At 71.3% G+C, this 25,432-nt stretch carries 21 protein-coding genes; 8 read left to right on the top strand and 13 right to left on the bottom strand.

What is annotated here, in order from left to right; genetic code table 11:
- Positions 1-12 precede the first annotated feature (12 nt).
- From ACO0E0_RS01105 to ACO0E0_RS01080, 6 genes are all read right to left on the bottom strand, one after another.
- Entirely contained in the window at positions 13-1,275 is a 1,263-nt protein-coding gene (locus ACO0E0_RS01105) for a lipopolysaccharide biosynthesis protein (protein WP_422869556.1), read from the bottom strand.
- 17 nt (positions 1,276-1,292) lie between these two features.
- Positions 1,293-2,336, bottom strand: coding sequence for a glycosyltransferase (locus tag ACO0E0_RS01100; protein WP_422869555.1), 1,044 nt, complete (start codon positions 2,334-2,336; stop codon positions 1,293-1,295).
- A 190-nt stretch (positions 2,337-2,526) separates the two neighbouring features.
- A complete protein-coding gene (locus tag ACO0E0_RS01095) occupies positions 2,527-4,005 on the bottom strand; it encodes a sugar transferase (RefSeq protein ID WP_422869554.1) in 1,479 nt (492 codons plus the stop codon).
- A gap of 22 nt (positions 4,006-4,027) precedes the next feature.
- Complete coding sequence (locus tag ACO0E0_RS01090) at positions 4,028-5,026, bottom strand: hypothetical protein (protein ID WP_422869553.1); 999 nt, start codon at positions 5,024-5,026, stop codon at positions 4,028-4,030.
- Positions 5,023-5,631 (bottom strand): arsenate reductase/protein-tyrosine-phosphatase family protein, encoded by a 609-nt coding sequence (locus tag ACO0E0_RS01085; RefSeq protein ID WP_422869552.1) that lies wholly within the window; start codon positions 5,629-5,631, stop codon positions 5,023-5,025. Before ACO0E0_RS01085 ends, ACO0E0_RS01090 begins: the two co-directional genes overlap by 4 nt.
- A complete protein-coding gene (locus ACO0E0_RS01080) occupies positions 5,628-7,082 on the bottom strand; it encodes a tyrosine-protein kinase domain-containing protein (protein WP_422869551.1) in 1,455 nt (484 codons plus the stop codon). The genes ACO0E0_RS01085 and ACO0E0_RS01080 overlap by 4 nt, the downstream gene beginning before the upstream one ends.
- Positions 7,083-7,230: 148 nt before the next feature.
- Here ACO0E0_RS01080 and ACO0E0_RS01075 point away from each other — a divergent pair, with 148 nt between their 5' ends.
- Positions 7,231-8,058, top strand: a complete 828-nt coding sequence (locus ACO0E0_RS01075; protein WP_422869550.1) for a CPBP family intramembrane glutamic endopeptidase — start codon at positions 7,231-7,233, stop codon at positions 8,056-8,058.
- A 110-nt stretch (positions 8,059-8,168) separates the two neighbouring features.
- Here ACO0E0_RS01075 and ACO0E0_RS01070 read toward each other — a convergent pair whose 3' ends face one another.
- Positions 8,169-8,993, bottom strand: a complete 825-nt coding sequence (locus tag ACO0E0_RS01070) for an SDR family NAD(P)-dependent oxidoreductase (protein ID WP_422869549.1) — start codon at positions 8,991-8,993, stop codon at positions 8,169-8,171.
- Positions 8,994-9,077: 84 nt separating this feature from the next.
- Between ACO0E0_RS01070 and ACO0E0_RS01065 the strand changes: the two genes are divergently transcribed.
- Positions 9,078-9,797, top strand: a complete 720-nt coding sequence (locus ACO0E0_RS01065) for an SDR family oxidoreductase (protein WP_422869548.1) — start codon at positions 9,078-9,080, stop codon at positions 9,795-9,797.
- Positions 9,797-10,480, top strand: a complete 684-nt coding sequence (locus tag ACO0E0_RS01060) for a FadR/GntR family transcriptional regulator (RefSeq protein WP_422869547.1) — start codon at positions 9,797-9,799, stop codon at positions 10,478-10,480. The genes ACO0E0_RS01065 and ACO0E0_RS01060 overlap by 1 nt, the downstream gene beginning before the upstream one ends.
- Before the next feature lie 248 nt (positions 10,481-10,728).
- Here the strand turns inward: ACO0E0_RS01060 and ACO0E0_RS01055 are convergent, their stop codons facing one another.
- Both ACO0E0_RS01055 and ACO0E0_RS01050 read right to left on the bottom strand, forming a co-directional pair.
- Positions 10,729-11,058 carry a hypothetical protein gene (locus ACO0E0_RS01055; protein ID WP_422869546.1) on the bottom strand — a complete coding sequence of 110 codons (330 nt, stop codon included), beginning with the start codon at positions 11,056-11,058 and terminating at the stop codon, positions 10,729-10,731.
- 291 nt (positions 11,059-11,349) lie between these two features.
- Complete coding sequence (locus ACO0E0_RS01050; RefSeq protein ID WP_422869545.1) at positions 11,350-12,648, bottom strand: adenylosuccinate synthase; 1,299 nt, start codon at positions 12,646-12,648, stop codon at positions 11,350-11,352.
- A 178-nt stretch (positions 12,649-12,826) separates the two neighbouring features.
- On the opposite strand from ACO0E0_RS01050, the gene ACO0E0_RS01045 reads away from it, so the two are divergent.
- The gene (locus ACO0E0_RS01045; RefSeq protein ID WP_422869544.1) at positions 12,827-13,744 is read left to right on the top strand and encodes a L,D-transpeptidase; all 918 of its coding nucleotides are present in this window, start codon (positions 12,827-12,829) and stop codon (positions 13,742-13,744) included.
- A gap of 122 nt (positions 13,745-13,866) precedes the next feature.
- Here ACO0E0_RS01045 and ACO0E0_RS01040 read toward each other — a convergent pair whose 3' ends face one another.
- On the bottom strand, positions 13,867-14,037 hold the full coding sequence (locus tag ACO0E0_RS01040) for a hypothetical protein (protein ID WP_422869543.1): 171 nt from the start codon (positions 14,035-14,037) through the stop codon (positions 13,867-13,869).
- Between the two features lie 238 nt (positions 14,038-14,275).
- A complete protein-coding gene (locus ACO0E0_RS01035; RefSeq protein ID WP_422869542.1) occupies positions 14,276-17,884 on the bottom strand; it encodes a S8 family serine peptidase in 3,609 nt (1,202 codons plus the stop codon).
- Positions 17,885-18,133: 249 nt separating this feature from the next.
- Here ACO0E0_RS01035 and ACO0E0_RS01030 point away from each other — a divergent pair, with 249 nt between their 5' ends.
- Genes ACO0E0_RS01030 through ACO0E0_RS01020 form a run of 3 tightly spaced genes read left to right on the top strand, consistent with a single transcriptional unit; the run spans position 18,134 to position 21,704 of the window.
- Complete coding sequence (locus ACO0E0_RS01030; protein ID WP_422869541.1) at positions 18,134-18,790, top strand: TetR/AcrR family transcriptional regulator; 657 nt, start codon at positions 18,134-18,136, stop codon at positions 18,788-18,790.
- Positions 18,787-19,626 carry a hypothetical protein gene (locus tag ACO0E0_RS01025; RefSeq protein WP_422869540.1) on the top strand — a complete coding sequence of 280 codons (840 nt, stop codon included), beginning with the start codon at positions 18,787-18,789 and terminating at the stop codon, positions 19,624-19,626. Before ACO0E0_RS01030 ends, ACO0E0_RS01025 begins: the two co-directional genes overlap by 4 nt.
- Positions 19,623-21,704 carry a YhgE/Pip family protein gene (locus ACO0E0_RS01020; RefSeq protein ID WP_422869539.1) on the top strand — a complete coding sequence of 694 codons (2,082 nt, stop codon included), beginning with the start codon at positions 19,623-19,625 and terminating at the stop codon, positions 21,702-21,704. The genes ACO0E0_RS01025 and ACO0E0_RS01020 overlap by 4 nt, the downstream gene beginning before the upstream one ends.
- Before the next feature lie 552 nt (positions 21,705-22,256).
- Here the strand turns inward: ACO0E0_RS01020 and ACO0E0_RS01015 are convergent.
- Both ACO0E0_RS01015 and ACO0E0_RS01010 read right to left on the bottom strand, forming a co-directional pair.
- Entirely contained in the window at positions 22,257-23,063 is an 807-nt protein-coding gene (locus ACO0E0_RS01015; protein ID WP_422869538.1) for an NAD-dependent epimerase/dehydratase family protein, read from the bottom strand.
- A 72-nt stretch (positions 23,064-23,135) separates the two neighbouring features.
- Positions 23,136-24,032 carry a hypothetical protein gene (locus ACO0E0_RS01010; protein WP_422869537.1) on the bottom strand — a complete coding sequence of 299 codons (897 nt, stop codon included), beginning with the start codon at positions 24,030-24,032 and terminating at the stop codon, positions 23,136-23,138.
- A gap of 231 nt (positions 24,033-24,263) precedes the next feature.
- On the opposite strand from ACO0E0_RS01010, the gene ACO0E0_RS01005 reads away from it, so the two are divergent.
- Positions 24,264-25,367 carry a LacI family DNA-binding transcriptional regulator gene (locus ACO0E0_RS01005; RefSeq protein ID WP_422869536.1) on the top strand — a complete coding sequence of 368 codons (1,104 nt, stop codon included), beginning with the start codon at positions 24,264-24,266 and terminating at the stop codon, positions 25,365-25,367.
- Positions 25,368-25,432 lie beyond the last annotated feature (65 nt).

Genomic DNA, 25,432 nt, shown 5'->3' with positions numbered 1-25,432 from the left:
TCGGCGTCTGCCTCATGACTGATCCCCTCTCAGCGGAGCGGCGAAGTGTTGGGCCTCGTCAGCGATCTGCTCGTGCCCGACCTCGGCTGACTCGCTGTCTCGCGTCCAGACCAAACCGCCAACGAGCAGGAGGAGATTGAGCAACTGTAGGGCGAGGTAAGCCCAGCCGGCTCCAACGGCGCCGAACGACCCGCTGATGACCGCCACCAGTACCAGCTGGATGGCTACTGAACTCAAGGTGACGATGCCCACGTATCGATCGTGTCCGCGGGCTTGGAGGAACGACGACAGAGGTTGGTTTGCAATGGCCGGAATCGTTCCAACCGCGAGGAGCGACAACGTCGCGGCCGCTCCCGCGTAGCGTCCCCCGAGCAACGTCTCGACGAAGAACGGCGAGAGAACGGCAACGATCAGACAGACGCCTGCGGCGAGAGCGAGAAGCCAACTGGCCTTCATCGCGAGACGCAGCGCTTCACGGCGGCTGCGTGCACGAGCCATGAAAGGCACCGACGCCGACGAGAACGCCGACGCGAGGAGTCCCATAGGTTGCGTCCAACGGTTGACCGCACCATACAAGCCTGCTGCAGGTGCCCCCGCGACGATGGTCAGGAGTGGCAAGTCAAGAGCCTGGCCGCCGCTCGCGATGCTGATAGCGCCATAGTGCTTCGCCCCGCGCCATGGGAATCTCAAGCGGCGGAACACGAACCCCGGGCGGTCGCCGCGTTCGGTCATCAGGTATGCGACGCACCCTCCGACGAGCGGACCGACGATGAGCGAGATGGCGAGCGATGGCAACACTTCGGCGTGCAGTGCGAGCCCTCCGCCCATGATGAGGCCCGAGATCGCCTTGTCGACGATCTGACTGAATGCGGAGATATGTCCGCGCGCAGCGGCGCGAAGTGGAACTTGAAGTGACTGCGTGAAAATCGTCGAGAAGGCGATGCCCGGCCCGACCCACCACCACTCCATGGACGGCGCGATCAGGTATTGGACGAATGCCCATGAGAGGGCTGCCAAGAACGCCAGGATCAACTTCGAACTGAGACGACACGAGAACGTCTGCCTGTCGAGCTTCCCCCGGGCGAGATCACGGACCCACAACTCATTCGTACCAAAATTGAAGAATCCGGCGCCCGACTGGCCAAGTGCGATCGCTGCTACGACGACACCGTACTGCGCGGGGCTGCTCACCCGCGCCGCGACGAGGTACAGAACGGCGATCAAGATCTGAGCGATCGCGGATGCTCCGGCCATCGACACGATCTGGCCCGCCAAGCCTTGAAGTCGACGTTTCAATTCCCCTCCGACCGGCGAAGTAGAGGGTCCACGAACCCGTCGACCGCTCGCAGGACTGCAGAATCGGAACGAGGGCGATCTGCATTCAGAAAGACTTTCGAGACGACGATACTCTCGCGCAGGGCAGTAGCAGTGAGCGGTACCCACTTCATCAGTGTCGGACGCAGCTGCGAGTCGCGGCGGAGAGATTGAGCGCCAGCAGCGATGACCGGTATCCCCGCGACCATCGCTTTCCCGAGGATGCCGCTCGGGCCCTCGTTCGAGTACGCGAGTACAAGGCAGTCCGCTGCGAGCACAGCACTGTCGAGGTCGGCATCCGGGAGCACACGATCATCGACGACGATCTCGAGTCCTTCGGCACGACCGGACCGCACTGAAGCGTCGATGCTGCTCCTCGCCGAATCGGCGATGCGTCCTGCAAGGAGCAACACGAGGTCTGGGAGGTTTGCCCCAGCAAGGGCCTCCACGATCAGCGGAACGTTCTTCCGCTCGTCAAGGGCACCGACCACGGCGAAGACACGTTTTGCCGGGCCGATTCCGACCGCCTCGCGGTAGCGCGCCGCGTGTTGTCTCGTCGCTACGAACTCGATCGGGTCGACGGCCCAGCGCCCCCGCTCATCATCAGGAGGAACGAGGGCGGACCGCAGGAAGACGACACGGACGCGCCCAGCACGCCCGGCGGCCCAGAAGATTGACCGCCGAATCATGGTGATTGATCTCGTCAGCAGCTGCGATCGCCGAGGCTGTGAAACGGACCTCATGATGAGACAGACAAGCAGTGCTCGCCCCCGCCACCGTCTCGGGCCAAAAAGTGTCAGCACGAAGCGGTCCGCGTCTGGCACCGTCACCACGTCGCAGCCAAGTCGATCAGCGATCGCTCCGATGTTGGCCGACGAGAAGTCGGACTCGTCAACCACCTTGAGTCCCTCTTTGAGCGCAGTCCGCAAGAAATCCCATTGCGGAGCGGACCTGGCCTCAGACCGGGTGAGGAGTGTGACGTCGTCGCCGTCGGAGAGGGCCTCTCTTGCCAAGAGAGCCACGTATGAGAACCGATGACCACCAGGATTCGGCTCCACCAGGAGGTACGAGCGGTTCCCTGCCTGAGTTGCAGTCCGATTCACGGCAACGCCAAGAGAGTGAGTGTGTCGAAGGGACTCTTCTGGAAGATGCTCCCGGGGCGATCCGACCCAGCGCGAACACGTGTCCGCGACCCAGTGTCAGGGCGGGGGATCAAAACGCGCCCTGACTCAACAGGACCGCTCGCGTCGTCCGCCACAAGATGACGAGATCGCTCGTCATCGACCAGTTCTCCACGTAGTACAGGTCGAGCCGCACCGAGTCCTCCCACGACAGGTTCGACCGTCCGCTGACCTGCCACAGCCCGGTCATCCCCGGCTTCACGAGGAACCGGCGGTGGACGTGCGTGTCGTACCGCTCGACCTCGCGCTGCAGCGGCGGGCGCGGTCCGACGAGCGACATGTTCCCCGCGAGCACGTTGAAGAGCTGCGTCAGCTCGTCGAGGCTGTAGCGCCGCATGAACCCGCCGATCCGGGTCACGCGCGGGTCGTTCTTCATCTTGAAGAGCACCGCGTTCCCCTCGGCGCGGTCGAGCGCACTGACCTCTTGCAGCTGCGACTCGGCGTCGACGACCATGGACCGGAACTTGATCATCGAGAACGGCTTGCCGTTGAGGCCGACCCGCTGTTGTCGGAACAGGACGGGTCCATGCGAGCCGGCCTTGATCGCGGCAGCGAGCACGAGGAGCAGCGGCGAGAGGACCACGATGAGCAGACCGGAGCCGAGCAGGTCGAACGTGCGCTTCACGTAGAGCTTGCGGCCCTCGTACGTCGGTGTCTCGACGTGGATCAGTGGCAGGCCCTGCACGGGCCGGGTGTGGATGCGGGGTCCACCGATGTCGGTGAGACTCGGCGCGACGACCAGGTGCTGGCGTCCGGGCTCGAGCGCCCAGCTGAGCTCACGGACCCGGTCCGGTGGCAGCTCGTCCGAGCTCGTGATGACGACGGTGTCCGCGCCGGACCGGCTGAGCGCCGCCGGGATCTCGTCGAATCCGCCGAAGAACGGCAGGTCACCGAGGGCATCGGCGTGCACGCTCGGGACGGACGCCCCGACGACCCGGTACCCGGCTTCGGGCTGGCGTGCGAGCTGGCGGGCGAGGTGCTGCACGCTGCCGAGCGATCCGACGAGCAGGACGTTCGCGGAGTACCCGCCGTTCGCGCGCTGGACGACGAGCCACTGTCGCCACATCCAGCGGGACGCCAGGATCACGAGGATGCCGAGTGGGAACGCGATGATCACGTAGCCGCGCGCGAGCTCGACGTGGAACAGGAACGCGACGATCGCGAGCAGGCCGAACACCCGTGCGCTCGCGCCGACGACGAGGCGGTACTCGCTGCTCCCGACGCCGATCACGCGGTCGCCGCGCGAGTTCGCCAGTGCCAGTGCCAGCATCCACAGCAGGATGACCGCGATCGAGATGGCGGTGTAGCTGATCCGGTCGTCGTTGATGTTGGCGTCCTGCCGCGTCGCGAGGTTCGAGTCGAACCCGAGCCAGGCGATCTGCACCCCGAACACCACCCAGATGACGGCGAGCAGGTCCGTGACGACGAGCCGTCGCGCGTACGCCCGGCTCCACCCGATGGTGGAGGGGACGTCCTCGACCGTGCGTCGGCCGGCGGCAGTCGCGGTCATCGCCGCGCCGCGGTGCCGAGCGTCACCATCCCGCACCCCCGTTCGCCGACACGAGCACCTCGTCGCCGCTCCACAGCCACACCGACGCCCCGCTCTGCGCGAGCGCGACACCGCCGTCGCTCGCGACGACGGGGGCGCACCCGAGCACCGTCGTCCTCGATGCCGCGGTGACCGCGGTCGTGGCGAGCGACTCGATCGACACGCCGTCGCAGGAGGGACGCCCGACGCGCGCGACGGTGTCGCTCGCGCCGTTCAGCGCGACGGCGCGGAGCCCTGCCAACGGGACGGTCACCCAGGAACCGGAGCCGTGCCTCCAGGCCAGTGCGTCGGCACACACGACGGCGGTCGCCGACGATCCCTGGACCACCTGACGGGGTCCGGCGCACGGTGCGTCGACGACGCCGCCGGCGAGCTGGAGCCGGCCGTCGTGGGTGAGGCCCGCGGCCGCGTTCGACAGGTCCTTGTCGACGGCCCAGAACTGGCCGTTCGTGTAGGTCGAGATCGACTGGGTGATGCAGCCGGCCCCGGTCGCGGCGAGGACGGTCGTCCGCGCGCTGCCGGTGGTGATGGAGAGCACCCGGTGCACGGCGTACCCGGACAGGTCGACGGCCTTCCACGTCGCGCCGCCGTCGGTGCTCCGCTCGACGACGGCGTCCGGGCCGTCGCAGGTGCCACCGGTCGACCGCCAGGCGACCGTGCCGCTCGACGCCGCGATGACGCGGCCGGCGTCCGTCGTGTCCGTCGCGGCGTCCGCCGAGGCGCTCGACGACGGCGTCGCGGAGGGGGTCACCGCCGACGATGCCGTGGCGGACGGCGTGCCGGAGGAGGCCGGTGCGGGTTCGCTCGTGAACGTCGGGATCGGTCCGGGTCGGCCGTGGTCGCCGGGGGCGGTGCGGCCGACGGCCACCGCGACGAGCACGACGTCGACGACGACCAGGGCGACGACGCCGATCGCCACCCACAGCAAGGTGCGGCGGGTGAGCGTCCCGCCGAGCGTCCGGAGTCCCCTGCGTCGACTCACGACCGGCGCACCTCCGCCACGGTCGCCCGGAGCGCGTCGGCGATGACGTCGACCGCGTCGGAGATCCGGTCCGCGACCCGCTCGTGGGTGGCGGTGGAACGACGGTACGGGTCCTCGACGTCGTCGTCGGACGGGTCGAGGACGGGCGCGACGTACGACTTCGCGACCGCCATCGCCGCCACGAGCGACGGGACGTCGTCGACCGCGTCGCGGTCCTCCGGCTCGAGTCCGGCGATCAGGCGTGCGGCCTGCAGGATGGTGAACGTCGTCCTGGAGGCGCGGGGCACGTCGCCGACGACGGCTGCCCGATGGGTGCGGTCCGCGGTGAGCACGAGGTCGGCGGCGGCGATGCGCTCCGGGGACAGCGGCGTCGACGCGTGCGCCGCGGGGTGCCCGCCGAGCCGTTCGGACTGCGCTGCCGCGGCGGCGTCCATCGGGGCGCCGTCCTCGGCGTACGTGCCGGCGGACCGGACGTCGAACGATCCGGCTGCGTCACCGAGCCGGGCGACGAGCAGCTGCGCGCCGAGTGGCGACCGGCAGATGTTCCCCGTGCAGACGAACAGGACGGTCGCGGGCCGGGGCGACCCCGCACCTGCGGCCGTCATCGCGCCGTGTTCCGCATCGGGCCGATGCGTGCCGGCTTCTTCGCGGAGGGCTTCGGGGTGGTGTCGGTGTCGTCCGCCCCCTCGTCGAGGCCGTACCCGTACGCGTAGCCGTACCGCCCGTACCCGTAGGCGCCCGGGCCCTTCGTCGGCATCATGGTGAGCACGAACCCGGCGACGGGCGCGCCGACGTTCTCGAGCGCGCTGACGGCACCGGCGAGCTGGTTCTTGTGCGTCCGCCCCGCTGCGACGACGACGATCGCGCCTCCGGCCTTCTTCGAGAGGATCGCGCCGTCGGTGACGGGGAGCAGCGGCGGTGCGTCGAAGAGCACGTAGTCGTACTCCGCCTCGAGGCGTTCGATGAGCAGCTGCATGGTCCGGGAGCCGAGGAGCTCGGACGGGTTCGGCGGGATCGGACCGGCCGGGAGCACCCGCATCCGGCCGCGGCCCCACGGCTGCGCGACGTCGTCGAGCTCCGCGCGGCCGATGAGCACGTCGGTGAGGCCGGCGGCGCCCTCCACGTCCATGTAGGTCGCGATCTTCGGGCGGCGGAGGTCCGCGTCGATGAGGATCACCCGGTACCCGGCGCTGTCGAGCGCGATCGCCAGGTTCGCGACGGTGGTGCTCTTGCCCTCGGACTCCACCGACGACGTCATGACGAAGCTGCGGGCGGAGTTCGCCTCGAGGTCGAGGTACTGCAGGTTCGTGCGGAGCGTCCGGAACGACTCGGCGCGGGGACTGCGGGGATCGGCCTGCACGATCAACGGGCGGACCGAGGCCTTGCTGTCGTACGCGATGCCGCCGACGATCGGGGCGTCGCTGATCTTCTCGACGTCGGCCTCGGTGCGGACCCGGTTGTCGAGCGTCTCGCGGAGCACGGCAATGCCGACGCCGAGCGCCAGGCCGACGAGCAGCCCGAGGACCACGTTCACCGGCACGTTCGGGCTCACCGGCGCGGTGGGCACCTGAGCCTCCTGCACGCGGGTCAACTTGACGGTGGAGCCGCCGTCCTCGCTCGTCGCCTCGATCTGCTGCACGACGTTCGTGAGGCTCTGCGAGGTGGCGTTCGCGATGTTCGCCGCCTGCACCGGATCGGTGTCGGTGACGTTGATGGTGATGAGCGTCGTGTTGAGGGGCGCGTCCGCGCTGACCGTCTTCGCGAGCTGCGCGGCGGACACGTCGAGCTTCAGGCTGGTGATCACCGGCAGCAGCACGATGGGCGTCGTGACGAGGTTCGAGTACGTCAGCACGCGCTGCTGCGTGAACGTGTTGCCCTGGGCGAGGTCGGCGGCGCTGCCGCTCGTCTGGGTGGACACGAACACCTGCGCCGACGCCGCGTACTGCGGCTTCTTGACGATCGAGTAGGCGGCCGCGGCGGCGACCCCGACGAGTGCGAGCACCAGGATGAGGATCCATCCCTTGCGCAGCACCGTGATGTAGTCGCGAAGCTCCACGCCGCTTGTCCTCCCCGAACAGGATGCGCCGACACCCCTGATCGATCCTCGAGGACCGCGGTCGGCAGGGAAATACTGTCACACGCCTGAGTCCAGCTCGCGTCGGCGCGTCGGTGGTCGCCGTCCCGTGCTGCTCTACGGTGATGGGATGACCGGCGCGCAGGAACTGTCCCCGCAGCACCCGGCGCCCGGGAGTCCGGGCGACCGGCCGGGACCGAGGGTCGACGTCGCGATCGTCCTGGGGCTCGCACTGGCCGTGGTGCTCACCTGGTCGGTCGCCGGTGTCACCCGGACTGGGGTCATCGTCGACCCCGCGGCGCAGCTGCTCCTGCCGTCGATCGCCGTGTGGGTGCCGCTCGTGGCGGTCGTGGTGTGGGCGATGCCCCGTCCCGGAGCGGGTCCCGGGTCCGTGCTCGAGCGACTCGGCCTGCGGTTCCGGGCCGCGGACGTCGTCTGGGCGGTCGGGATCGCACTCGTCGCCCGCGGGGTGGACGCGTTGCTGAACCTCGGCGTCTTCGGGACCACCGGGCTCGGACCGCGGGCGGTGCTCGGCGGGACGCCCGGTCCCCTGTTCCTGGTGCTCCTCGTCGTCGGGCCCGTCGTCGTGTCGCCCGTCGTCGAGGAGCTGTTCTTCCGCGGGGTGCTGCAGCGCGAGGTCGTCCGGCGGTTCCGGGCGGCGGACTCCGGGTCATGGGCGGCGCCGGTCGGGGTGGTCGTGACGGCGCTGGTGTTCGCGCTGATGCACCTGCTCGTCGGCGGTGCTGCGATGCTCTCGGCCGGTGGGGTGTTCTCGGCCGCGGGGGTGTTCTCGACCGCGGGGGTGTTCTCGGCCGGGGGGATCGTCGAGTTCGTGAGCACGTTCGTCCTCGGGCTGCTGGTCGGCGGCGTCGCGGTGACGACGAACCGGCTCGGCGGTGCGGTCCTGGCGCACGTGCTGTTCAACGGGATCGCGGTCGTCCTCACCTGGTCGTACTGACCGCCCCCCCGGTCGTCGTCCCCCCGCGGTCCCCGTCCCCGGTCCCGTCCCCGCCCCCGTCGAGTGAGTAGGAATCGTCGAGTGCCTCGGGCCGACCCGACGATTCCTGCTCACTCGCCCGCAGCCCCCGGCCCGGACTCGCCCGCAGCCTCCGGCCCGGACTCGCCCGCAGCCTCCGGCCCGGACTCGTACGCCCGCGCCGGGATCTGCGTCGCGAGCTTGCCGCCCGAGACGTCGTGCAGCGTCCCGGTGATGTACCCGGCCCGGTCGCTCGCGAGGAACAGGAGCAGGTCCGCGACGTCGTCGGCCGTCTCCCAGCGCCGGAGCGAGAGCGTGTCGAGGAGCCGGTCCTGCGCCTCCTGTGGCATCGTCGCGAAGCCGTTCATCGCCGTCGGGACCATGCCCGGCGCGTACGCGTTCACCGTGACGCCCCACGGCCCGAGCTCCGAGGCGAGCACCCGGGTGAACGCGACCACGGCGGCCTTCGACGCGGCGTAGGCGGCACTCCCGACGCTCGGGATGATCGCGGCGAACGAGGCGGCGTTGATGATCCGGCCCCGTCCGGCGGCACGCATCACCGGGGCGACGGCCTGGCTCATCAGGAACACGCCCCCGAGGTTGACGTCCATGCAGCGCTGCCAGTCCGCCCAGCGCAGCGACTCGACTGGGCCGTCGACGTTGATGCCGGCGTTGTTCACGAGCACGTCGATCGTGCCGTGGTGCTCGACGACCGTCCGGACCGCGGTCGCGACGGAGTCCGGGTCGGCGACGTTCGCCTCGACGCCCTCGATGCCGTCGGCCAGCGCCTCGGGGAACGCCAGGTCGAGCGCGACGACGCGGGCCCCCTCGGCCAGGAACCGCTCCGCGATGGTGCGCCCGATGCCCCGGCCACCGCCCGTGACGACGACGACCCGGTCGGTGAGGTCGATGTGCATGTCCACTCCTTCGTGTGCGCAGCGCCGCGCGTGCTCAATGGTCATACCATTGGGGCGATCATACGACGACGACAGGAGGCCGGGATGACCGGACGCGTGCTCTGGACCACCGGTGGCGGCAGCGGCATGGGCGCGGCGAGCGCGGAGACGGCCGCGGCAGCGGGGTGGACCGTCGTGCTGAGCGGTCGCCGCGTCGACGCGCTCGAGACCGTCGCGGCGCGCATCCGTGCGGCGGGCGGATCGGCGGACGTGCTCCCGCTCGACGTGGGCGACGATGCAGCGGTCCGGACGGCCCGGGACACCGTGCTCGAACGGCACGGTCGGATCGACGGACTCGTGCTCGCCGCGGGCTTGAACGCCCCTGCGCGGCGCTGGGACGACCAGACGATGGCGTCGTTCCGGAGCATCCTCGCAACGAACACGACGGCGGTCGTCGGTGTCGTCGACGCGGCCCTCCCGGCGCTCCGGCGTGCCGGCGGCGTGGTCGTCGTCGTCTCGTCGTACGCCGGGTGGTCGTTCCAGCCGGGTGCGGGGGTCGCGTACTCGGCGAGCAAGACCGCGCTGGCGTCGATCACCAGGACGCTCAACGAGCAGGAGGCGCCGCACGGCGTCCGCGCGACCCACCTCTGCCCGGGGGACGTCGCGACGGACTTCCTCGCGCAGCGCCCGCAGGTCCCGGACGCAGCAGCTCGCGCGCGGATGCTGACGCCGTCGGACATCGCCCGGACGGTGCAGTTCGTGCTCGACGCCCCGGCGCACGTCCGCATCGACGAGCTCGTCGTGTCACCCGTCGCCCAGCACTGATGTCGGCGTTCCACCGGGTGCTCGACGACGTCGGGTCGGCGATCGTCGCCGGGACGCTCCCGGCTGGAAACGTCGACAGCACCGACGGACTCGTCGAACGGACCGGCGCCTCGCGGAGCATCGTGCGCGAGGCCGTCCGCGTCCTCGTGGCGCTCGGGATGCTCAGTTCGGGACCTCGGGTCGGGCTCCGCGTGCTCCCGGCCGAACGCTGGGACGTCATCGATCCGCTCGTCATCCGCTGGCGGCTCGACGGGCCCGACCGCCCGGCAGCGCTCGCCGACCTCCGCGAACTCCGGCGGGCGATCGAACCGGCTGCGGCGGCTGCGGCGGCGCGCGTGATCGGGGGCTCGGACGGGAGGCGTCGCCCGGCTCCGACATGCGCCCCGCCGCCCGGGGTGGCGGTCCTCGCGGCGGCCGACCGGCTGCGTCGTGCGGCGGATGCCCACGACGGCGACGCGTTCCTGGCTGCCGATCGGGACCTGCACGGCGCGGTGCTGTCACTCTCCGGCAACGCGATGTTCGCCCGGTTGCAGCGTGTGGTCGAGCAGGCCCTCGAGGAGCGTGCCGGCATCGGGCCCGACGAGCACGACGTCGACCTGCACGGGGTGCTCGCGCGGGCGATCGCCGCGGGTGATGCCGACGGTGCCGCTGCCGCGATGCGCGAGGTCGTCGACCGCACCTGACCCCCCGTCCCCGTCCCCGTCGCCGTCCCCCGTCCCCGTCGCCGTCCCCCGTCCCGTCCCCGCCCCCCTCCCGACGAGTGAGTAGAAATCGTCGAGAAGCGCCGGCCGACCCGACGATTCCTGCTCACTCGCGGAGGAGACGGAGGAGACAGAGGAGACAGCGGAGACGGGGGCCCGGGACAGGCCGGCCCGGACATGACGAACGCCCCGCGGCACGTGGCCACGGGGCGTTGCGAGTCGTGCGGACGTCAGCGCGCGGGGCGGATGACCCCGGGGAGCATGAGGTGCAGGTGCGCACCGAGCCGCTGCTGCGCGAGCTCGAGCGACGCGAAGTCCCCGACGTACTGCCCGAACGTGTCGGAGGCGAAGTAGTGACCGTTCTGCTTGTCGACCGTGCCGCCGTAGTACCCGCCGTAGCTCGCGACCCAGAGACCGGCGTCGGCCTCGGTCCAGACGATCTGCGCACGCGAGGCCCGCTCGGCGCCCGACTGCAGTGCGGCTTCGGCCTCGAGGATCGCGATCGTGTCGACCGTGTCGGTGTCGAGGGTGAGCTCAGTGGTGGAGATCGTCATGCTCATGATGCGGTTCCTTCTGCGTTTCGGGGTACGACTGCGTTGTGTTCCAAACGATACGGAGATCGTGCTGTCCGCACCACTCGGGGCCGCTCGTTCCCGGTTTTCTGGCAGGCGGCGCATGCGCGATCACAAGCACGACCCCGCAGGAACCGGGACCGGCGTGGTGTCGAGTGCCCCACGTCGGGGTACAGGGGTACAAGTCGGGGGACGCGCGAACAGACGGACGGGAGGCGCGGAGCCAGCTGACTCCGCGCCTCCCGTCCGTCAGGTGGTGACCATGGTCACCACCGCGACCTACGCGTCGTCGCCGCCCAGGAGGTCGTGGCGTACGACGATCGCATCGCGACCGGGGCCGACGCCGATCGCGGAGATCCGGGCGCCGGACATCGCCTCGACGGCGAGCACGTAGTCCCGCGCGTTCGTCGGCAGGTCCTCGAAGGTGCGGGCGCCGGTGATGTCCTCGGTCCAGCCGGGGAACTCCTCGTAGATCGGGGTCGCGTGGTGGAAGTCCGACTGCGACACCGGGATCTCGTCCATCCGCACCCCGTCGACGTCGTACGCCACGCACACCGGGATGGTCTCGAGCCCGGTCAGGACGTCGAGCTTCGTGAGCACGAAGTCGGTCACGCCGTTGATCCGTGCGGCGTACCGGGCGATCGGGGCGTCGTACCAGCCGCAGCGTCGGGGGCGACCGGTCGTCGTGCCGAACTCGAACCCGTTCGCCCGGAGGAACTCCCCGGACTCGTCGAAGAGCTCGGTCGGGAACGGACCGGCCCCGACTCGGGTCGTGTACGCCTTGACGATCCCGATGATCCGCTCGAGACGAGCCGGGCCGATGCCGGAGCCCGTCGCCGCACCACCCGCGGTGGCCGAGGACGACGTGACGAACGGGTAGGTGCCGTGGTCGACGTCGAGCATCGTTGCCTGGCCGGCCTCGAACAGGACGGTGTCGCCGCGTTCCAACGCCTGGTGGATCTCGAGGGCGGTGTCGGCGACCATCGGCCGGAGCCGGTCGGCGTACGACAGCAGGGACTCGACGACCTCCTCGGCCTCGATCGCGCGGCGGTTGTAGATCTTGACGAGCAGGTGGTTCTTCTGGTCGAGTGCCGCCTCGACCTTCTGGCGGAGGATGTTCTCGTCGAAGATGTCCTGGATGCGGATGCCGACGCGGTTGATCTTGTCCGCGTAGGTCGGGCCGATGCCCCGCCCGGTGGTGCCGATCTGGCGCTTGCCGAGGAACCGTTCCGTCACCTTGTCGATGGTGCGGTGGTAGTGCGTGATGACGTGCGCGTTCGCGGAGACGCGGAGCCGCGAGACGTCGACGCCGCGGGCCTTCAGGGCGTCGAGCTCCTGGAACAGGACCTCGATGTCGACGACGACCCCGTTCCCGATGACCGGCGTGACACCGGGCGTGAGGATGCCCGACGGCAGCAGGTGCAGGGCGTACTTCTCGTTGCCGACGACGACGGTGTGACCGGCGTTGTTGCCCCCGTTGAACTTGACGACGTAGTCGATGCGGCTGCCGAGGAGGTCGGTGGCCTTGCCCTTGCCCTCGTCGCCCCACTGCGCCCCGATGATGACGGCTGCCGGCATGTTGGTTCTCCTCGATGTCTGCGGAGGACCTGCCCGACCGGGCTGCCGGCCGGTGGTCCACCCGAGTCTATCGAGTCGGGCTCGGCGCGCGACCGGCGTCGGCCCCTAAACTCGCATCGTCCTGCCGACGCTGACGCGCTCAGCTCGCCCTGCCCCTCCCCCGAACGGTGCTCTGCCCTTGACCGACGCACAGCGGCCCCGCCTGTCCCGCCGCACCCTCCTCGTCGCGGCGATCGTCGTCGTCGTCCTCGCCGTCGTCGCAGCCGTCCTGATCCCGCTGGCGGTCCGCGCCGGAACGGGCCCGGCCGTCGCGCGGTCCACGTCGTCCGCGTCCGCGCGGCCGACCGCCACACCGACCTCCGCCCCGTACACCGCGCCCGCCGCAGCCGCCGTCGCCACGCTCCCGGAGGCCCGCTACAACGCCGTGCTCGCCGGACTGATCCCGTACACCGGGTCGACCGTCAGCGCCGCGTCCGCGCACGCTGCCACGATCGACGAGGACGCCCCGCTGTACGGCGACGACCGGACGGTGCCGGTGGCCCGTCTGGCGGCGAAGAACTTCCTCGGGAACCCGACGGTGATCGTCCCCGTCCGGGTCGACGGCGACTGGACCGAGATCCTGACGCCGAGCCGGCAGCAGCTCCCCTCCGCGGCAGGGGGCCACGCCGCCGCCCAGACCGCGGCGTGGATCCGGAGCTCACTGCTGCACGAGGGGACGGCGCTCACCGATCACCTCGCGATCTCGGTGAGCAAGCAGACCGTCTCGATCGTCGACGCGTCCGGCACCGTCTCGCAGTCGTTCCCCGCCGGCGTCGGAGCGTCCGGGACCCCGACGCCGACCGGGGTCGTCGGGTACATCCAGGCCCGGTACCTCGACCCGGCGCAGGGGCAGACGGTGCACGAGATCAACCTGACGTCGCTGCACTCGGCGGCGGCCGACGAGCCGTACGGCGGGAACGACGGCGGCCTGATCGGCGTGCACTACGAACCGCAGGCCACCGGGGACATCTCCCACGGGTGCGTCCGGCTCTCGGCCAGCGCGATCGACATCGTCAACACGCTGCCGCTCGGGACGTTGGTCGAGATCACGGCGTAGGTCGGGCTGCGGGCTGCGGGCTGCGGCATTGGGGGCTGCGGGCTGCGGGCTGCGGGCTGCGGGCTGCGGTCCATGCTCCCGTGCAGCCGTGCCGCGGGCGCGTCCGGACGCCGCGACGGGCGTCAGCCGGCGAAGAAGTCCGCGTAGCTCGGGTCGATCGGCGCCCCGAGACGCTCGGCCACCATCGCCTCGATCACCGACGGCGGAGTGAGTCCGCGGCGTCGCCACTCGATCGGGTTCTCGCGGAGCTGGTTGAGCGTCACCCGGTCCATCGTCGTGCGTCCCTGTGCCATGCGTCCATCGTTGCATCGTGTATCTAGTTCGTCTAACTACCTGTCCGACTTGCGCGTTGCGGGTGCACACGGACAGACACCCTCGCGGGACGCGCTCGCGGCGGGACGCGCCCACGGCCGGACGCTCGCGGGACGCGCGCACGCCACACGCGAAATGCCCGACCGTCGTCCGGCCGGAGCCGGCCCGACGATCGGGCACTGCACGCAGGGGCAACGGACCGGATCGGCCCGCGACCACCTACCGCTTCGCGATCACCGCACTCGGGGCCGAGGTGGCCGTCCCCGACTCGTAGCCCTTCGCCGACGCGGTCACCCGGACGGACACGGTGTGCCCCTTGTCGTGGTTCTTCAGCGTGTACGTCGGCTCCGTGGCACGGCGGATCGGCGACCCGTCGAGCAACCACTGGTAGGTGTACTGGACGTTCTTGGCGTCCCACGAGCCGTGGTGCGCCGTGAGCCGGTGCCCGACCTTCGGAACGCCCGAGATCGACACGGCACTCCCCGGCTTCAGCGTGACGGTCGGGATGACCGGCGCCGCTGTCGAGGTCGCGAGCACCTGCGACTGGTTGTCGGGAGCGTTGTGCAGGTGCAGCAGGAGGATGCGGGCATCCGTCGCCGCGGTCCGGGTCACGGTGATCGACCCGGCGTCCGTGAAGAGCGGACCGGTTGCGGTCCCCTGCGTGAACGACAGCGCCGGAGCGTACGGGTCGAACGTCGCGGTGTTCGTCGTGTCGACGACGTAGTCGCCGCTGGTGGCGAGCGACGGAGCGTACTGCGACTCCGTCTGCACCGAGTACGCGAACGAGGTGTTCTTCGAACCGGCCGTGTACCCGAGGGCGCTCAGCGCGACCGGCAGCACCTTGACCGCGCTGTCGAACGTGTTGACGTCCTGTCCGGGTGCCCCGCCGTTGAGCGGTTCGGCGTCGACGACCTTGCCGGTCGCCAGGTCGATCGTCGTCGCGAAGGTGGCATCCACGACCGCCGACTTGCTGTCGTAGGTCAGGAAGTCCGGCGTGCCGTCCTTGTTCGTGTCGATGAGGACCTCGACGTTCGTGACCGCACCCGGGTTGGCGTCGGGTCCGTTCGTCGCGACACCGAACGAGACGACGCCCGTCGACTTGTCCGCCAGCCCGGCCGTGTCGGCGCTGGCGCCGAAGGTCCGGATGTCGGCGGCCTCGAGCGACTGCTTCGCCGAGCCCTCCGGGAACGACTCGGCCGGGTCGGTGCCGCCGAGGACGAACGGCGCCGCGAGCGCGGTGTAGCCGCTCGTGCCGCTGCCCTGCGCGACGGACCGGCCGGACAGCGCGATCGTCCCGGTCGTGGCCTTGTCCTGGAACACCACGTCGGATCCCTGGACCGCACTCACCGGCTTCGGCGCCGCGAAGGTCGCGAGCCGCAGCGGGTTGTACTTCTTGTCGGTCGGGGTGAACGTGACGAGGCCGGTGGCGGCCGCGACGAACTCGCGGTCGTAGCCGGACTGCACTGCCGTCTGCGTCGGGTCGATCACCTTGCGGAGCATCGTCGGGTCCGGGATCGACATCGTCAGGGTGACGGTGGCGGTGCCGTGCGGGACGACCGTGATGCGCTTGGTGCTCAGCGAGAACGTCACCCCGGGCTGGTCGACGCGACCCTGGTAGGCGACGTCGTACGTGTGGGGCCGCCCGTCGGTGTTCCGGATCTGCAGGGTGCGGGTCTGGGTGGTCGCGGCCTGGACGCCGACGACGCCGAACGACGCCGTGACGAGCTGGTCGTTCTGGACCGAGCGGACCGTGGTCCCCGCGGTGACGGCCTGGAGCGCGTCGACGCGACCGGTGCCCTGCCGGAGCAGGTTCGCGTCCTGGTCACCGTCCTGCACGTCGTGCGTGGCGGTGTTCATGAGCGCGGCCTTGACGTCCGGTGCGGACCACGTCGGGTGCGACTCGAACGTCAGCGCCGCGATCCCGGCGGTGTGCGGGGTCGCCATCGAGGTGCCCGAGAGCGACAAGCGGCCGTTGCCGGTCCCGGAGGCTGCGGAGATCACGTTGACGCCCGGGGCGGCGATGTCCGGCTTGACGATCTGGTCGAACGACCCGTGCACGCCGCGGCTCGTGAACGACGCGAGCGTGTTCACGGCGTCCGCGTCGGTCGCGAGCTCGGAGCCCTTGAGGTCGGTGCGGAACTGCACGTGGAGCGTGCCTGCCGTCGCAGCGGCCTGGAGGCTCGTCACGGCGTCCAGGGTCAGTTCGGCACCCGGGATGGTCGCGTTCCCGGCGATGCCGGAGTCGAACGTGTTGACCGTGCCGGCGAGGAGCACACCGACACCGCCTGCGGCGGCGACGTTGCCGAAGCGCACGCCGGAGCCGCACTCGAGCGCGCCGTCGGTCCACTTCAGCCAGACGACCTTGCCGGCGATCCTGGCCGCGTCGTCAGCGCCGAACGCCGTGCAGCCGTCCGGGTCGGCCGCGCTCGGGACGACGACGTCGCCCTCGACCGGGAGCGTGCCCTGGTAGTTCTGTGAGTACTGCGCGCGGACGTTGCCGACCTTGTCCGACGGTGCCGTGACGGCGACCGCGTCGAAGAGGCTCTGCCCGGTGGCTGCGGCGGCGACGGTGAGGGCGCCCTCCGCGTTCCCCGGGCTCCCGCCGATGTCGGTGAAGTCGTCGGCGTTGCCGTTCGCGATCACGGGGAGGACCCCACGCGCCGTGAGGGCGTCGATCTTGGCGTTGTCCGGATCGTCCGGTGCGCCGTAGTCGGAGCCGAGCGACAGGTTGATGACGTTGATGTCCTTGCCCTCGGTGAGCGCCTGGCCCACCCAGTCGAGCGCGGCACCCGTGAGGTTCGTCGAGCCGCCGGCGTCGCCGAACACCTTGAGGGCGTAGAGCCCGGCCTCGGGGGCCGTGCCGGGACCGACGTACATGTCCTGGATCGTCTGGTTCGTGAGCTTCGTGTAGTCGCCGCGGTAGGTGCGCTTGTCCGCGGTCAGCCCGTAGCCGGCTGCCGTGCCGGACACGTGCGTGCCGTGCTCGCCGCCACGGCCATCGATCGGGTTGTCGTCCGGAGCCGGGATCGGGTCGTAGGAGGACGGGTCGGTGTCGTCGGCGTTGTACGTCGGACCGGCGAAGTCGTAGCCCCCGAGGAACTTGGCGCCGTCGTAGGAGCCCTTGGCCGGGGCCGCGGTGCTCGCGAGCGCCTGGTCGTACGCGGCGACGGTCCCGGGGCCTCCGAAGTCGGCCTGGGTGTAGTCGAGGCCGGTGTCGATGACGGCGATGTTCACGCCCTTGCCGGTCTTGCCGGTCTGCTGCCAGGCGTCGAGCGACCGCGTGTAGATGTCCGACGCGGCGTTCTTCGGGCTGACCCCGTCGGCGCCGGGCTTCGCCATGTCCGGGTCGACACCGCTCGGGGCGGCTCCGTCGGCGACCTCGGTCGGGTCACTGACCTGCTTGCTCGTCAACGGCAGGATGCTCTGCACGTCGGACCGCTTGGCGATCTCGCGGAGGGTGGCCGCGTCCGCGACGACGGCGACACCCGGGACCGTGTAGGCCGTCGAGTACAGCTCGTCGGCAGCGCCGTCCTTGCTCTTGACGGCGTCCGCGACGGCGGTGGTGGTCTTCTCGATCGCCGAGACCCGTCGGGTGGTCGCCGCGCTCGGGGTCGACGACGCGGAGAGGTCCCCGCCCTTGGCGGCCGCGTCGACCGCGAGTGCACCGTCGCCCGTCGTGCGGATGAAGGCCGCGATGGGTCCCTTCGCCGCCCGGAGCGGCGTCGACAGCTTCAGCGCTGCCGCCTCGCTGCTCGTGAGCGGTGCGGCGGATGCCGTGCCGCCGGTCAGCGCGAGCCCGCCGCACGCGAGGGCCGCGGTGGCGACCATCGTGGTGAGGGTCCGGGCGGTGCGACGAGCGGAGGAGTTGGTTGGTGTCGGGTGCTTCGGGTGTGGTGCTCGTGGTGCAGAGGTCACGGACGCTCCTGGACGGGTCTTGAGTTGCTGAACAGTCTTCGAAAACTATTCGCGTTCACTCAGGTTCCCCAGTCGGCACTTTGGGGGACGTCCCTCGAACGGGGGTGGCGAGACCCGACCTCCTAACTTGCACAACGGTGTGCAAGTTATTACGATGAGGGCATGACCGCAGTCCGTTCCCCCCGCCGCGACGCCACCGAGAACCGCGCCGCCCTCATCGACGCGGCCCGCGCAGAGCTCCAGGCGGACCCCGATGCCTCGATCGAGACCATCGCCGCCGCCGCCGGACTCTCACGGCGTGCGGTCTACGGACACTTCCCCTCGCGTGACGACCTGGTGGGCGAGGTCGTCACCTCCGGCGCTGCGCGGATCCTGGCCGCGATGCCGACCGCCGCGGACCTGGACCGACTCGACCCCGTGCACCGCCTGGCCACCATCGCCGCCGCGCTCTGGGCCGAGGTCTCGCACGTCCGCTCGATGGCGCGGATCGCGGTCCACGGGCCGTTCGCCACGCGGGTCGCCGAAGTCTTCGCACCGCTCCGGAGCTCGGTCCGCGACGCCTGTGCACTCGGTGCCGCGTCCGGTGTGCTGCGGGCCGACGTCGATGCCGCGACCCTCGCCCGACTCGTCGAAGGAGCGTGCTTCGCCGTGCTCGACGAGGCCACCCGGTCCGACACCGCGCACGAGGACGGCCACCGCATGGTGGTGCTCTCCGCGCTCGGCATGGCCGGCCTCGGCTGGCCGGCGGCGACCGAGGTCCTGGCGACCGTCCCCGTGCCCCCGCGTCCGGTCCGGGTCGCCGCCGGGGCACGCGCATGATCATCGAACTCGACGGGCTCGCCCTCGGCACCGACCCCGGCGCCCCGCTCCCCCCGGTGTCCGCGATCGCGGCGCCCGGTCGCATCGGCGTCGTCGCCGTCGAGACCGAGTCCACACCGACCGTCGCCTCCCTCGTCGCCGGGGGTCGGATGCGGCCGGACGCCGGACGCCTGCTCGTCGACGGGGTGCAGGACGCCGCCAGGGTGCGCGCACACACCGCGCTCGTCGACACCCCCGGCGTCGCCGAGCCGTTCCCCGTGATGACCGTCGTCCGCATCGTGCGGGAGGAGCTCGCCCTCGCCGGACTCCGCGCCTCCCGTCCCGCGGTCGCGACCGTCGTCGGCGAACTCGGCCTGACCGGGTACGCCGACACCGCGATCGAGCGCGTGCCGACAGCACAGCGGATCCGTCTGCTCGCCGAGCTCGCGCTCCTCCGGCCCGAGGTCGAGGCGCTCGTCGTGACCTCGCCGGAGCGCCACGGCGGGTCGGTTCCCGCGTGGTTCGCGGTGCTGCAGGAGATCGCGGACCGCGGCATCGCGGTCGTCCTGATCACCTCGGAGGCGGCCGCCGAGACCGTCGCCGCACTCGTGGCAGCGGCACCGCTGCCCGTCCCGGTCCACAACGGTGCCGAGCGGGACGCCGACGCGGACGGGGACGCCGACGCTGTCGCCGACACCGACATCGATCCCGACGCCGACCGACCGCTGCACTCGCCTGCGCACCGCCTGCCGGAGCCGAGCGTCACCCTGGACGGCGAGCCGCGCCTCCAGTCCGGTCCCCCTCCCACGGTGCCGACCGCACCGTCCGCTCCGACGCAGGAGACACACCGCTCGTGACCACCCCCGCCCTCGTCCGTGCCGAACTCGGCCGGCTCACCGCCACCCCGCTCGCCCGACTCGCGTTCATCGCGCTGATGATCGTGCCGCTGCTCTACGGCGGCATGTACCTGTGGGCGAACCAGGACCCGTACGCCAAGCTCGACCACATCCCGGCCGCCCTCGTCGTCCAGGACACCGGTGCGACGGTCGACGGCAAGGAGGTCAACTACGGGGAGAAGGTCGCCGACCAGGCCGTGTCCGACGGGGCGTTCGACTGGTCGATCGTGTCCGCGTCCGAGGCCCGTTCCGGCATCCGCGGCGGAGCGTACGATTTCACGTTCACGATCCCGGCGGACTTCTCCACAGCTCTTGCGAGCGCCGCCGGTGACGACCCGCACCGTGCCAGGATCGTCATGACGACGGACGACACGAACTCCTACCTCGCCTCGACGATCGCGGAACAGGCCGGCAAGACCATGCGCGCGGCCGTCACGGAGCAGGTCGGCAAGCGGGCCGCCGAGACCCTGCTCGTGTCGCTCGCGGACATCCGGTCGAACCTGCAGTCCGCGGCGGACGGCTCGGCGCAGCTCGTCGACGGGCTCGGCGCAGCGCAGTCGGGCGCGTCCTCGCTCGCCGCCGGGACGTCGCAGCTCAGCGCCGGGGCGTCGCAGCTGGCTTCCGGGACCGCTGACCTCCCGGCCGAGACCCAGCAGCTGAACGCCGGAGCCGCGCGGGTCGCGTCGGGTGCTCGGAGCCTGTCGTCCGGCCTCGGGACGCTCCAGACGTCGACCTCGTCGCTCCCGGGCGACACGCAGCGGCTCGCAGCCGGGGCGGCCCAGGTCGCGGACGGCGACCGGCAGCTCGCCGACGCAGCGGACCCGCTCGCGGCGCAGCTCGCCGGACTCACGCCGCAGGCCGCCGTCGACGCCGTCGTCAGCGCCCTGCCCGAGGGGGTCACCCTGACGCCGGACCAGCAGGCGGCACTCGTCGCCACGCTGCAGGACTCGACGTTCCAGCAGCGGATCGACGGCGCGAAGTCGCAGGTCGCGACCCTCGACGGCCAGCTCGACCAGCTCCGCGACGGGTCGGCGCAGGTCGCCGCGGGTGCGTCCTCGCTCGCGACCGCGGCGCCGCAGCTCACGAACGGGATCGCCTCGGCGGCGAGTGGCGCATCGACGCTGTCGTCCGGAGCGGGCCAGGTCGCAGCCGGGACCGCGACGCTCGCGCAGGCCGCGCCGGCGCTGTCGTCCGGCGCCGCGTCGCTGGCCTCCGGGGCGGCGGCCGCCGACAGCGGTGCGACGTCGCTGCGGTCCGGGCTGGCGCAGCTCGACGCGGGCGCCACGAAGCTCGACGACGGCCTGCAGTCCGGCGTCCGGCAGATCCCGTCCTCCACGGCGTCCTCGCGCGCGGACCAGGCGTCGGTGATCTCCGACCCGGTGCACGTGGCGAACGACGACATCGCCGACGCCGGGACGTACGGTGCGGGACTCGCGCCGTTCTTCATCTCGCTCGCGGCGTGGATCGGGATGTACGCCCTGTTCCTCATCCTCAAGCCGATCTCCAAGCGGGCGATCACCGCGGTCCGCTCCCGGCCGGTGCTCCGTGCCGTGCCGATCACGCTCGGGGCGTGGCTCACGCCGGCGCTCCTCGGTGTCGTGCAGATGCTCGCCCTGTTCGCGATCGTGAAGTTCGCGCTCGGGTTCGAGGTCACCCACGTCGCCGGCACGATCGCGATCATGGCCCTGGCCTCCGTGACGTTCGCGGCGATCATCATGGCGCTCAACGTGCTGCTCGGCTCGGTCGGCCAGTTCCTCGGGTTGGTGCTCATGCTCGTGCAGCTCGTCACGGCCGGGGGGACGTTCCCTTGGCAGACGCTCCCGGGGCCGTTGGCGGCGCTGCACTTCGCCCTGCCGATGAGCTACTCGGTGGACGCGATCCGGCAGCTGATGTACGGCGGGTCGATCGGTGCGGCGTGGAGCGACGCGGGGGTGCTCGCGTGCTGGTTGCTCGGGGCGCTCCTCGTGGCGCTGCTCGTCGCGGGGCGGCAGAGCCGGAGCCGCACGATGCGGGACCTGCGCCCGAGCTTGATCGGGTAGGCCGGGCCGGGCGGGGCCGTCGGTGCGCGGGTCGCGCGTCGGTGTCGGTGCCCGGGCGTCGAGTGCGGGCGTCGAGTGAGTAGAAATCGTCGCCCGCGCCGCTCCCATCCGACGATTCCTACTCACTCGCCGGGCACATCGGCCGGGCACATCGGCCGGCATAGTCGGCCGGGACGGGCACGGCTCGAGTGAGTAGAAATCGTCGCCAGGGCCGCTCCCACCCGACGATTCCTACTCACTCGCCGGGCACATCGGCCGGGCACATCGGCGGCGGACGTCGGCCGGGACGGGGACGGCTCCGTCGAGGGAGTAGGAAGCGTCGCCCGGGCCGCTCCGACCCGACGATTCCTACTCACTCGCCGAGCACATCGGCCGGACGAGGACGGGCACGGTCGGCCGGGACGGGCACGGCTCCGTCGAGTGAGTAGGAATCGTCGCCGGGGCCGTTCCCACCCGACGATTCCTACTCACTCGTCCGGCACATCGGCCGGGAACATCGGCAGCGGACGTCGCACGGCCGGCACGGGCACGGGGACGGGGACGGCGGCCCGCTCAGCGCCGGCGCGGGGCTCCGAGCGGCAGACTCGCCATGCCCCCACCGAGGAACTGCATGTCCTCGGGCGGCATCGCGTCGAGCTCGCCGGGTCGGAGCACCGCCGACGCGTCATCCTCGGGGTGGTACCCGATGAGCTCCCCCGCTCCGAGATCAGCGACCGATCCCCGGTTGCGCGACACGGCCCACACCACGTGATGTCCGGGTTCCGTGAGCGCCACCGTCGCGAGGACGAGCCGCGCGAGGTCGTCCGGGGACGACCACATCCGGAGCGCTCGCCGCGAACCGGGCGCCACACCGAACGCGCCGATCCTCGCCGAGACGATCGACATGCCGTAGCGGTCGGCGAACACACTGCCGAGCAGTTCCATCACCGCCTTGGACACGCCGTAGTAGGTGTCCGGTCGAGCGAGCCGGTCTCCCGCGACGCTCGAGGGTTCGTCGTCGTGCTCGGGAACCCGCCCGACGGCATGGATCGAACTCGCCTGCAGGACGCGCAGGACACCCGCAGCGGCAGCGGCTTCGAGGACGTCCTTGGTCCCGGTCATGTTCGCAGCGACGATGCGGTCCCAGACGTCCTCGGTCGGGATGCCGGCGAGGTGCACCACCGTGTCCACCCCTTCCATCGCGACGTCGAGCACGGGACGGTCGGAGATTGACCCTCGCACGAACCGCTCCCCGACCCCCGCCGGTTCCGGGAGCTCGAGCTCGTCGAGCAGCACGAGGACGTGCCCTGCGGCGAGCAACCGCGGCCGCAGACTCGATCCGATCCGTCCGGCAGCTCCGGTGATGAGCAACGTCGCCATGGGGCGACCCTACGGCGGACATGCGCGCCTGTCCGGAGGCGGTGCGGGGGCGATCGCGCCGCAGCCCGCACGTCATCGGTACCCGAGACGCTCGGCGAGGACCTCGAGCAGCGCGGCGAGATGGACGTCGAGATCGCGTTTCGTCACGCGGAGGGTCGACCAACCGAGCCGCTCGAAGTCCCGGTAGCGCCGGATGTCCGATGCCCATTGGAGGTCGTCGGTCCGGTGCTGGTCTCCTTCGTACTCGATGATCAGTCTGCGGCTCGGGTAGGCCATGTCGACGCGGCCGACCCGGTTGCCGCGCACGTCGAGGATCGGCACCTGGAGCGACGGCTCCGGGAACCCCGCCCGGACGATCACGAGTCGGAGCTCGGTCTCCTTCGGGGATCCGGAGCCGACCCGGACCAGCTCGAGGGCCGCTCGGAGGCGCACGGCCCCACGGCATCGGGGTCGGGCATCGAGTACCTCGTGGAGGTCCTCGATGCCCGTGTCGAGCTGGTGCCGTCCGACGATCGCATCCCCGAGCACGACGAGTTCGTCGAGTCCGAGCAGGGACCCGCACTCCACCCAGGTCGTCGCCGGGCTGCTCGTCGGCACTCCCCATCGTGGTCGGACGGCGCGGTACTCGGGACGCGTGCGATGACCCACGAGACCCGGCCGCCGGGTCTGCGCATGCGGCTGGGGACTCGTGAGGTGGACGTCGCCGCCCCGGTGCCGTCGTGGGATCGGCAGGTCCCAGAGCTCCGCGGCCGACGTGTGGCTGACGAACCACCCGGGCAGCATCAACGGTGCGACGGCCCGGATGCGGTCGATCCCTTCCGGGGGTTCGTCTGAGCGCCAGCGGATGCCACGCGTCGGGAGCACGAGGTCCCGGCGTCGGAGTCGCTCGTCGGAGACCCCCAGGTGCCGCGCCTCGGCGACGTGGAACGGTCGGTGGCGGATGCTGGTCGGAAGCGGTCGTGGTTGCACGTCCACATCGTCCCCGTCCGTCCAGCGCCGCACGCCGACCCGTCGGACACCTGTGGAGCGCTGTGGTCCGTCGCCGCATTGTGCAGGACCGCGGCGTGCGCGAGTGAGCGGGAATCGTCGGGCGAGGCCCTCCGAACCGACGATTTCTGCTCACTCGCCGGACCTCGCCGGAGCCGGAGCCGGAGCCCGCGGGAGCGAGCTGGGACACGCCGGCCCGGTACGCTCTGGACCATGACCGGCCCGAGGACGAGACCGGCGACGATCTACGACGTCGCCGAACGCGCCGGCGTCTCGAAGTCCCTCGTCTCCCTCGTCCTCCGGGACTCCCCCCGGGTCAGCGACGCCCGCCGCGAGGCCGTCGTCCGTGCGATGGCGGAACTCGACTACCGCCCCTCCACCGCCGCGGTCTCCCTCGCCGGGACGCGCACCCGCACCATCGGCGTGGTGCTCGACGACTTCCGCAACCAGTGGTTCGTCGACATCCTGACCGGCCTCCGCGAGTCGCTCGAGGGGCAGGGGCTCCGTCTCGTCGTCGCCGACCGGTTCCTCAACACGGGCCTCGACGCCACACCGATCGAGGGCTTCCTCTCGATGCGCGTCGAGGGCATCGTGATCGCGGGCGAGCCCGATCCGGACCACGTGGTCCCGTCGCACACGCCCGTCGTCGTCGCGGGGGGCCGTGCACGCGTCGAGGGCGCCGACACGATCGCGAACGACGACCATGCGGGAGGTCGGCTCGCGACCGAGCACCTCCTGGCGCTCGGGCACCGCCGGATCGGGCACGTCACCACGACGGGTTCGCGCGCAGCGCTGGAACGACGCGCCGGTTTCGACGCAGCCCTCGCCGCCGCCCCGGCAACCGACCTCCCCGGCCCAGCAACCGATCCCCCCGCCCCGGCAGCCGACCTCCCCGCCCCGGCAACCCACCTCCGCAGCCCCGTAGCCGATCTCCGCAGCCCGACCATCGCGCTCGACGGCCCGATGACGGAGGCGACGGGCGCTGCCGCTGCCGCGCGCCTCCTGGCCGAACACCCCGACGTGACCGCGATCTTCGCCGCCAACGACGTGATGGCGCTCGGCGCCCTCTCGGTGCTCGCCGAACGTGGGCTCCGCGTGCCGGACGACGTCTCGGTCGTCGGCTACGACGACACCCCGTTCGCCGCAGCGCGCTTCATCGACCTGACGAGCGTCGACGACCGCAGCACGGACATCGGGCGGGCAGCCGGGGCGACGCTCCTCGCCCGCATCGCGGACCACACCCGCGAGCCGACCGAGACCCTCGTGGCGCCGACCCTCGTCGTCCGGGGGTCGACGGCACCACCCCGCGCGGACTGACCGTCACCGCGCACCCCGGGCGCACCGGCCGGGAGGCACGGGACACCCTCCGGGGACGGCCAACG

Origin of the sequence: Curtobacterium phyllosphaerae (genome assembly GCF_049341865.1) — a bacterium.
Taxonomy (GTDB): Bacteria; Actinomycetota; Actinomycetes; order Actinomycetales; family Microbacteriaceae; genus Curtobacterium; species Curtobacterium phyllosphaerae.
The sequence above is the reverse complement of the archived record's forward strand: the minus strand, read 5'-3'. Positions and strand labels throughout refer to the sequence as shown.

Excerpts from the sequence above, each read along its gene's own strand:
- ACO0E0_RS01040 (WP_422869543.1), bottom strand. The coding sequence starts at position 14,037 with ATGGCACAGGGACGCACGACGATGGACCGGGTGACGCTCAACCAGCTC.
- ACO0E0_RS01070 (WP_422869549.1), bottom strand. The coding sequence starts at position 8,993 with ATGCACATCGACCTCACCGACCGGGTCGTCGTCGTCACGGGCGGTGGC.
- ACO0E0_RS01050 (WP_422869545.1), bottom strand. The coding sequence starts at position 12,648 with ATGCCGGCAGCCGTCATCATCGGGGCGCAGTGGGGCGACGAGGGCAAG.
- ACO0E0_RS01055 (WP_422869546.1), bottom strand. The coding sequence starts at position 11,058 with ATGAGCATGACGATCTCCACCACTGAGCTCACCCTCGACACCGACACG.
- ACO0E0_RS01075 (WP_422869550.1), top strand. The coding sequence starts at position 7,231 with ATGACCGGCGCGCAGGAACTGTCCCCGCAGCACCCGGCGCCCGGGAGT.
- ACO0E0_RS01015 (WP_422869538.1), bottom strand. The coding sequence starts at position 23,063 with ATGGCGACGTTGCTCATCACCGGAGCTGCCGGACGGATCGGATCGAGT.
- ACO0E0_RS01005 (WP_422869536.1), top strand. The coding sequence starts at position 24,264 with ATGACCGGCCCGAGGACGAGACCGGCGACGATCTACGACGTCGCCGAA.
- ACO0E0_RS01060 (WP_422869547.1), top strand. The coding sequence starts at position 9,797 with ATGTCGGCGTTCCACCGGGTGCTCGACGACGTCGGGTCGGCGATCGTC.
- ACO0E0_RS01035 (WP_422869542.1), bottom strand. The coding sequence starts at position 17,884 with ATGGTCGCCACCGCGGCCCTCGCGTGCGGCGGGCTCGCGCTGACCGGC.
- ACO0E0_RS01085 (WP_422869552.1), bottom strand. The coding sequence starts at position 5,631 with ATGACGGCCGCAGGTGCGGGGTCGCCCCGGCCCGCGACCGTCCTGTTC.
- ACO0E0_RS01095 (WP_422869554.1), bottom strand. The coding sequence starts at position 4,005 with ATGACCGCGACTGCCGCCGGCCGACGCACGGTCGAGGACGTCCCCTCC.
- ACO0E0_RS01065 (WP_422869548.1), top strand. The coding sequence starts at position 9,078 with ATGACCGGACGCGTGCTCTGGACCACCGGTGGCGGCAGCGGCATGGGC.
- ACO0E0_RS01030 (WP_422869541.1), top strand. The coding sequence starts at position 18,134 with ATGACCGCAGTCCGTTCCCCCCGCCGCGACGCCACCGAGAACCGCGCC.
- ACO0E0_RS01025 (WP_422869540.1), top strand. The coding sequence starts at position 18,787 with ATGATCATCGAACTCGACGGGCTCGCCCTCGGCACCGACCCCGGCGCC.